General features: G+C 37.8%; 6 protein-coding genes. All 6 read left to right on the plus strand.

The annotated features are described in order from the left end of the window. The first annotated feature begins 22 nt into the window (after nt 1-22). The 6 genes from DW721_RS03520 to DW721_RS03545 all read left to right on the plus strand — a co-directional run bounded on the left by DW721_RS03520 (nt 23) and on the right by DW721_RS03545 (nt 7,439). Nucleotides 23-2,203, plus strand: coding sequence for an alpha-galactosidase (locus tag DW721_RS03520; protein WP_118744820.1), 2,181 nt, complete (start codon nt 23-25; stop codon nt 2,201-2,203). Between the two features lie 232 nt (nt 2,204-2,435). Continuing rightward, nucleotides 2,436-3,482, plus strand: coding sequence for a LacI family DNA-binding transcriptional regulator (locus DW721_RS03525; protein WP_118744821.1), 1,047 nt, complete (start codon nt 2,436-2,438; stop codon nt 3,480-3,482). Nucleotides 3,483-4,313: 831 nt separating this feature from the next. Further along, nucleotides 4,314-4,970 (plus strand): DUF4230 domain-containing protein, encoded by a 657-nt coding sequence (locus tag DW721_RS03535; RefSeq protein WP_207665609.1) that lies wholly within the window; start codon nt 4,314-4,316, stop codon nt 4,968-4,970. 128 nt (nt 4,971-5,098) lie between these two features. Further along, nucleotides 5,099-5,788, plus strand: a complete 690-nt coding sequence (locus tag DW721_RS03540) for a DUF4230 domain-containing protein (RefSeq protein WP_182436188.1) — start codon at nt 5,099-5,101, stop codon at nt 5,786-5,788. Between the two features lie 252 nt (nt 5,789-6,040). Next, a complete protein-coding gene (locus DW721_RS16585; RefSeq protein WP_270393692.1) occupies nt 6,041-6,175 on the plus strand; it encodes a hypothetical protein in 135 nt (44 codons plus the stop codon). After that, entirely contained in the window at nt 6,156-7,439 is a 1,284-nt protein-coding gene (locus DW721_RS03545; RefSeq protein ID WP_022013131.1) for an O-acetylhomoserine aminocarboxypropyltransferase/cysteine synthase family protein, read from the plus strand. Before DW721_RS16585 ends, DW721_RS03545 begins: the two co-directional genes overlap by 20 nt. Nucleotides 7,440-7,666: the final 227 nt, after the last annotated feature.

The raw sequence follows: 7,666 nt of genomic DNA on the forward strand, positions 1-7,666 counted from the left end.
TTTATATAGAATGGAGAATGTTATGATAGTTTTTGACGGGAAAGAAAATATATTTAAGATTGATACTGAAAACAACAGTTATGTGCTGGGTATAATTGATAAAAAATATCTTGTACATATCTATTATGGAAAGAAACTTTCGGGCACGCATCTTGCGTATCTGCTCGATATGGATCAGGAGTATCTCAACGATATTCATATAAATTATGGAGAAAAATCATCATTCCTTGACAGGCTTCCTATGGAATATCCGACGGCGGGCATGGGAGATTTCAGGCAGAGCTGTATAGAAGCAGCAGACACTATCGGAAAGACAGGTGTTGAACTTTTCTATGACTCATATAAGATAATTGCTGGAAAGCCTGCACTTGATGGACTTCCGGCGACATTTGGCGATGGTGCACAGACGCTGTGCATCACATTAAAAGATGATGTTTTAAAGCTTGAGGTGGAACTAAGATATTCTATCTTTGATGGCAATGATGCGGTGATTAGAAGTGCTGTTATAACAAATTATGGTGATAAGCCATTATATATCGAAAAAGTATTGTCTGCGTGTCTTGAACTTGGATATGAGCCGCATGACTACATAACGCTTCATGGTTCATGGGCAAGGGAGAGGAGAATCGACAGACAGAGAGTTGGATTTGGCTGTCATAGTGTTGAATCGTCACGCGGTATATCAAGCCATCAGGAGCATCCTTTTATGGCTGTTGTATCAGAGGGGGCAACGCAGGAAACAGGTGATGTATATGCAATGAATTTTGTGTATTCAGGAAACTTTGTATCATTTGTGGAAAAGGCACAATTTGGAACGCAGCGTTTTGGAATGGGTATAAACCCAAACGGATTTTGCTGGAAACTTGAAGCAGGTGAGAGTTTTGCCGCACCTGAGGTTGTTACCGTCTATTCTGATGCAGGTCTTGACAAGATGACATCGACATTCCATGACCTATATAGAGAGCACCTTATCAGAAAGTCATGGGTCTACAGTGAAAGACCTGTACTTATAAATAACTGGGAAGGAACATATTTCGATTTTGATGAAAAGAAGATATTTGACATAGCAAAAGAAGCATCAAAGCACGGAATAGAAATGCTTGTTCTTGATGATGGCTGGTTTGGAAAAAGAAATGATGACAGGACAAGTCTCGGTGACTGGGTTGTAAACGAAGATAAGTTAAAAGGCGGTTTAGGGAAACTTGTCAACAATATAAATTCACTTGGTATGAAATTTGGAATATGGTTTGAGCCTGAAATGATTTCTCCTGAGTCAGAACTTTACAAAAAACATCCTGACTGGGCTGTGCATATCGAGGGAAGAGAGCCGGGACAGGTCAGGAATCAGCTTATACTTGACCTCAGTAACAGAGAGGTTGTTGAATATGTATATGAGTCTGTTGCCAGGATTTTGCGTTCAGCGAATATTGAGTATGTAAAATGGGATATGAACCGTCCGTTTACTGATGTTGGAAGTAATGTACTTGACGCTGACAGACAGGGCGAGATAATGCATAGGCACACACTTGCGGTATATGAGCTTCAGGGAAGACTCTTAAAAGAATTTCCATATCTTCTTCTCGAAAACTGTTCAAGCGGTGGAGCGAGATTTGATCCGGGAATGTTGTATTTCAGTCCTCAGATATGGTGCTCGGATGATACCGATGCGATAGAGAGACTTGCCATTCAGGAGAGCACGGCACTTATGTATCCGCTTTCAGTTATAGGTGCTCATGTGTCGGACTGCCCTAATCATACAGTCGGCAGGGTCACACCGTTTGAGACTAGAGGTGTTATTGCGATGGCGGGAACTTTTGGCTATGAGCTTGATGTGACAAAGATACCTGAAGAGGACAGGAATATGATAGCTTCACAGGTAGAGACTTACAAAAAGTATTGTCCGCTTATACAGACGGGAGATTATTACCGTATAGCATCATACCAGAGCAACCATTATTTTGATTGCTATGAGATAGTTTCAAAGGATAAAAGTGAAGCGATAGTTATGTTTGTTCAGGTGCTCGCACAGCCAAATATGCACAGCAGATGTGTGAAACTTAAAGGACTTGATTTTTCGGCAAAATATGAGACAGATGGAAAGGTCTATGACGCAGATGCACTTATGAATGGCGGATTTATCATAAAAAGACCGTGGGGAGATTTTAAGGCAGAGATAATCCATTTGCAAAAATGCAGAGACTAATAATCATTACTATTCACTCGCAGGCATGACACTAACTGTCATGCCATGTGCAGTGATTGAAATGTGGTCGATTGACAATTAGCTTAAATTATGGTGTTTTTTAAGCTAAAGTTAATATGGTCATGTGCTTACAGAGGAGGCGTTATGGAAGGACTTAAGGCAAAATCTTAGTTGCCGGTCGCATCATTTATGGTGTGGACAGGAAAAATCATAGCAATTGGAGGAAAAAGAAATGGCAAAGGCAGTAAAGTTATCTGATATTGCTGCAAAAATCGGTGTCAGTACGGTTACGGTCTCAAAGGCTTTATCCGGTCAGAAAGGTATGAGTGATGAATTAAGAGACAGGATAGTTGCACTTGCTGATGAGATGGGATATGTCAAGAGAGTGCAGAACAAAGAAAAAGAGGCAGGAAAAAGTTACAATCTCGGTGTTATCGTTGCCGAGCGATATATAGTGGAAAAACAGTCCTTTTATTGGAACATATATCAGGAAATATCGCAGCGTGCCATTAAAAAAAAGTGCTTTGCGATGATAGAGATAGTTGAATATTCACAGGAAAATGACTGTATCATGCCGATGCTGCTATCTGAAAATAAAGTTGATGGGATAATCGTTATGGGTGCTTTTGGAAAGAAATATATGAATGCCGTTAAGGGGTGGACAAAGAATTTTCCGGTTCTTTATTTTGATACGACTGACGGTGATGAAGCTGGGGATTATGTTGTCAGCAATAACCTTTACGGAGGATATAATATGACAAATTATCTTCTTGACAGGGGACATAAAAATATAGGTTTTGTGGGAACAAGGCTTATGACACCGAGTATTGATGATCGATTTTTCGGTTATCTCAAGGCACTTATGGAAAGAGGGATTAAGTACCGTGCGGATTGGATCATTGACGATAGAGATAATATTTATGGCAAGATGAATTATGATAGGCAGTTTATTCTGCCAAAAGAAGTTCCAACGGCATTTTTTTGCAACTGTGATAAAGCGGCGAGTCTTATTATAAGAAAACTTGAAGAAGCCGGTTATTCAGTTCCAGGCGATGTTTCGGTTGTTGGTTTTGATAATTTTGAGTACGACCAGGAGGCTGATATAGGCATTACGACATATGAGATAAATATAGGAGAGATGGCAAAAAGGGCTGTTCATATAATGCTCCACAAAATGCAGAATGCATTGTATTCAGCGGGAGTTTTTTCAATACAGGGTAAGATAATAGAGCGTGAGAGTGTTAAGAAAATAGGAAAGAGCGTTCCTTATGTCAAGTGATTTGAGCTGTTGTGAATATACGAAATACAGGTATAGTGATTAAGCTTTTGTGACTTAATTATTACGGGCAATAAAAATTGTATTATTCATTTTTTAAGAAAGTGGGTGCACCTTTGCGGAATGAAAGTCGGCAAAAGCATCTATATCGCAGTCATTACTTTCGTTTAGAAATCAGCTTAATTCAGGGGGATTTACTTACGGGTGTTAAACTTGAGCAGGGAGGAACAATCAGGATAGAAAAAAGTTTGATGATGATATAGTGTATCTTCCGGGGGAAATAACAAGAGCAGGCAAAAATACAAAAAAATTCTTCTGGGAGATTCTGACCAGATAGATAAACCTTTTCTTTATGAGAGAACCAATGGGTTAAGTTATGCGGCAAAGTATATGCAGGGAAGTCCGCTTTGCTGGCAGATATCAATGTCTGCAGATGAATGTGTGAGGTCAGAACTTGCTCAGGATGCGATATTGAGATTGTAATTTTTGATAAGAGGTTAATTGATGCAGGGACAGATGAGTTTTTATCTGTTCCTGCTGTTTGTTGGAAAAATAAAAGGCAGATGCATATTTTTACAGAATTAATGTTTTAGTATAAATTAATCGGAAATTGCGTCAAATAAAATCTTTAAGGATTCATCCCTATGGAATATTGGAACTTTTATGAATTTGACAAAATATTTTTGGTAAGTTAGTATAGGGGTATTATTTATGTCAGCGGTGGTAACTGACTTTAATTTAAGGTTGGCGGCTCTGGTGATGGTTGAGTGCAATATAATTTTTTTTGAGACTCTCTGATTACGGGAGGTTGTTGGAAATGGGGATGTTATGTTTTTGTTTAGATATTTTTTTGGATTTGGAAAAAGAATTAAATGTATTATAGTAATAGTATTGATTTGCATTCTTGTATTGGGTGGGATTTTGTTGAAAGTTCATTTTGCAAAGAAAGCAGAACCAAAAGTTTCTTATTCTAATGTATATTCTGAAAAGGTGAAAGGTATTAGTGAACTTGCAGTGCTCAGTACGACATATAGTGGTATTACTGAGGTGAGGAATAAGTGGTTTATAGATGTCCTTGATGAGGTTGCACTAATGGAGTATAAGGCTGAGGTGAAAGTCGGGGTTGACCTTTCTAAAGCGAAAGTTAAGGTTGATGATGATAAAAGGACGATAGATATTAAACTTCCGGCAGCAGATACGGTTGATATAAACATATTAAAAAGTAGCATTAAATGGGATGAGGTTTCGTGGAATAAATTAGAGGGAAAGCAGTTTGTCATGCAGGGACTTAAACAGGCAGAAAGTGAATGTAGGGAAAAAACTGATAAGACAGATATGGTAAAAAAAGCTAATATAAGAGCTAAAAAGCTTGTTGAGGATATGTTTGAGGGGGCAAAAAAATGTAGAAAACCATATAAAGTAAGTGTATCTGTTGACGGTGACGAGTATATAAATGTAAATGTAAATGTTTCAGATGGTGGGCAGGAATGATGCATTGTGAAGAGTGACTTTTTGAGGTAGTGTTTAGATTTGTTAAAACTGTATTATCAGGAACGACAAATGCAAAAGAATAGTATATAGATGGGATTTGGTGAGTTATGGAATCTGTAAAGAAAATTATGGATAGGTTAAAAAAAGCTGTTCATGATAAAAAAGAAAGAAATATGAATAAAAGAAACGCATATGATGAAAGAGAAAACAATGCCGTCAAGACTGGCAGTCTGTGGCACCATGGAATAACAGTCAGGACGATAGCCATAACAGTTGCAGTTATGTGTGTTGCATTTATAATACTTTATATAAAAATAAATATTGACAACAGGGATAAGTTAAGTGATGTTGTTACTGAGAGTTTTATAAGCGGACAGCTTAATGAATTAAATGAACTTGCGGTTTCAAAAGTTATATATGATGGTGTAGTAAAGATGGAAGATAAGAGCGGATTTTTTAATAAAGAGTTTTATATCAAATATACCGGTTATGTGAAATCGTATGTAGATATGTCAAAAGCAGAAATTAAGATTGATGATAAAAAAAGAAAAATAAGCGTTTCACTGCCCCATGCAGTTGTAGGAGAACCAAATATTGGGGATGATTATCAGATTTATGACACTTCATGGATAAAGTCTGACAGTTTGGAGGCAGCCACAAAAGCACTTAAAAGAGCTGAAGAGGACTGCAGGAAAAAAGTTGATGAAAAGACAATGATAGAAACATCAGATGGATATGCAAAAGAAGCTGTTGAAAATTTTTTGTCCTCATTTAAAGATGTAACCAAGCCGTACACTTTTGAGGTGAAATTCATATAAAAACATGATACAGGAAACGGAAATATGCGTCCTATGACATCGTTTGATTTAAAAGATATTTTAAACATACCATAATAATTAAAAATACATTACCATAATTAAGATGTGTTTCGTTCGATTTAACATTGGATGAAAAATCTCATTGTGGTGATGTATTTTTTTACTCTTTTTTCTGAGTTTGTGATATAATAGCTTAAAATACTACTAAGTCTGTAGTGTTTATAGAATATTAAAAGGACAGGAGGAGCCGTGTTGATTTATGATTACTGTTTTATATATGGTGCGGCTTGCGTAGGTAAGAAAGTCATGCTCAGAGTTACGAAGAAAAAATTGACAGAGTCGATAAATATATGCGGCAAAAAAGATTATGAAAGATTATACAATTAATACAAATTGTGTTCAGGCGGGATATACACCCGGAAACGGAGAACCAAGACAGATACCTATTTATCAGTCAACGACATTTAAATATGATACAAGTGAAGATATGGGGAAGTTGTTTGACCTTGAAGCAGAGGGATATTTTTATTCAAGGCTTCAAAATCCTACAAATGACCTTGTTGCAGCAAAGATAGCAAAACTTGAGGGCGGCACGGCAGGTATGCTCACTTCGTCAGGTCAGGCAGCAAACTTCTTTGCGATGTTTAATATTTGTGAAGCAGGAAGTCATATTGTTTCATCATCTTCTATATATGGCGGAACATTTAATCTGCTTGCGGTTACGATGAAAAAAATGGGAATAGATGTTACATTTGTTGACCCGGACTGTACCGATGAGGAGCTTAATGCCGCATTTAAGGAAAATACACGGGTTGTATTTGGAGAGTCGATAGCAAATCCGGCACTTACAGTGCTTGATATTGAGAAATTTGCAAAAGCTGCACACGAGCATGGAGTACCTCTTATCGTTGATAATACCTTTCCGACTCCGGTTAATTTAAGACCTATCGAGTGGGGAGCAGACATAGTGACACATTCCACAACAAAATATATGGACGGTCATGGTGCGGCAGTCGGAGGTGCTATAGTAGACAGCGGTAAATTTGACTGGATGGCACACGCAGATAAATATCCGGGGCTTTGCACACCTGATGAGTCATATCATGGAATCACATATGCTGAGAAGTTTGGAAAAGAAGGTGCATTTATTACGAAATGTACGGCACAGCTTATGAGAGATTTGGGCTGTATTCAGTCACCGCAGAGTGCATTTATATTAAATCTCGGTCTTGAATCACTTCATGTGCGTATGCCAAGACATGTTGAAAATGGACAGGCGGTTGCTGAGTTCCTTGAAAAGCATGATAAAGTAGAATATGTAAATTATCCAACACTTCCTTCAAATAAATATTATGAGCTTGCTAAGAAGTATCTTCCAAACGGAGGATGTGGCGTAGTATCATTTGAGGTAAAAGGCGGCAGAGCGGCAGCAGAGAGATTTATGAAAAATCTTAAACTCGCAGCCATAGAAACTCATGTTGCCGATGCGAGAACCTGTTGTCTTAATCCTGCAACATCAACGCACAGACAGATGAATGACGAGCAGTTAAAAGAAGCAGGAATATCTGCAGGACTTATAAGAATATCATGCGGTCTTGAAGATAAAGCTGACCTTATAGCGGATATAGAGCAGGCATTGGCAGCAGTGTAGGAGCCTCTAATGACTGCTTTACATCAAACTGCTTCAATGTTAAAATATAGCTTATGAAGAGGATGTTCGCAATCCTCTCAGTTACTTGATTGGATAGTGTTAAGTGCTGAGTTTGGATTGCGAAAATAAACAGGAGGGGTGCATATGGCAAAGGTTATAAGTATAGGAAATCAGAGTTTTGAGTCAATACGGGAAAAAGATAATTTTTATATAGACAAGACAAATTT

Origin of the sequence: Clostridium sp. AM27-31LB (genome assembly GCF_003480745.1) — a bacterium.
Taxonomy (GTDB): Bacteria; Bacillota; Clostridia; order Lachnospirales; family Lachnospiraceae; genus Butyribacter; species Butyribacter intestini.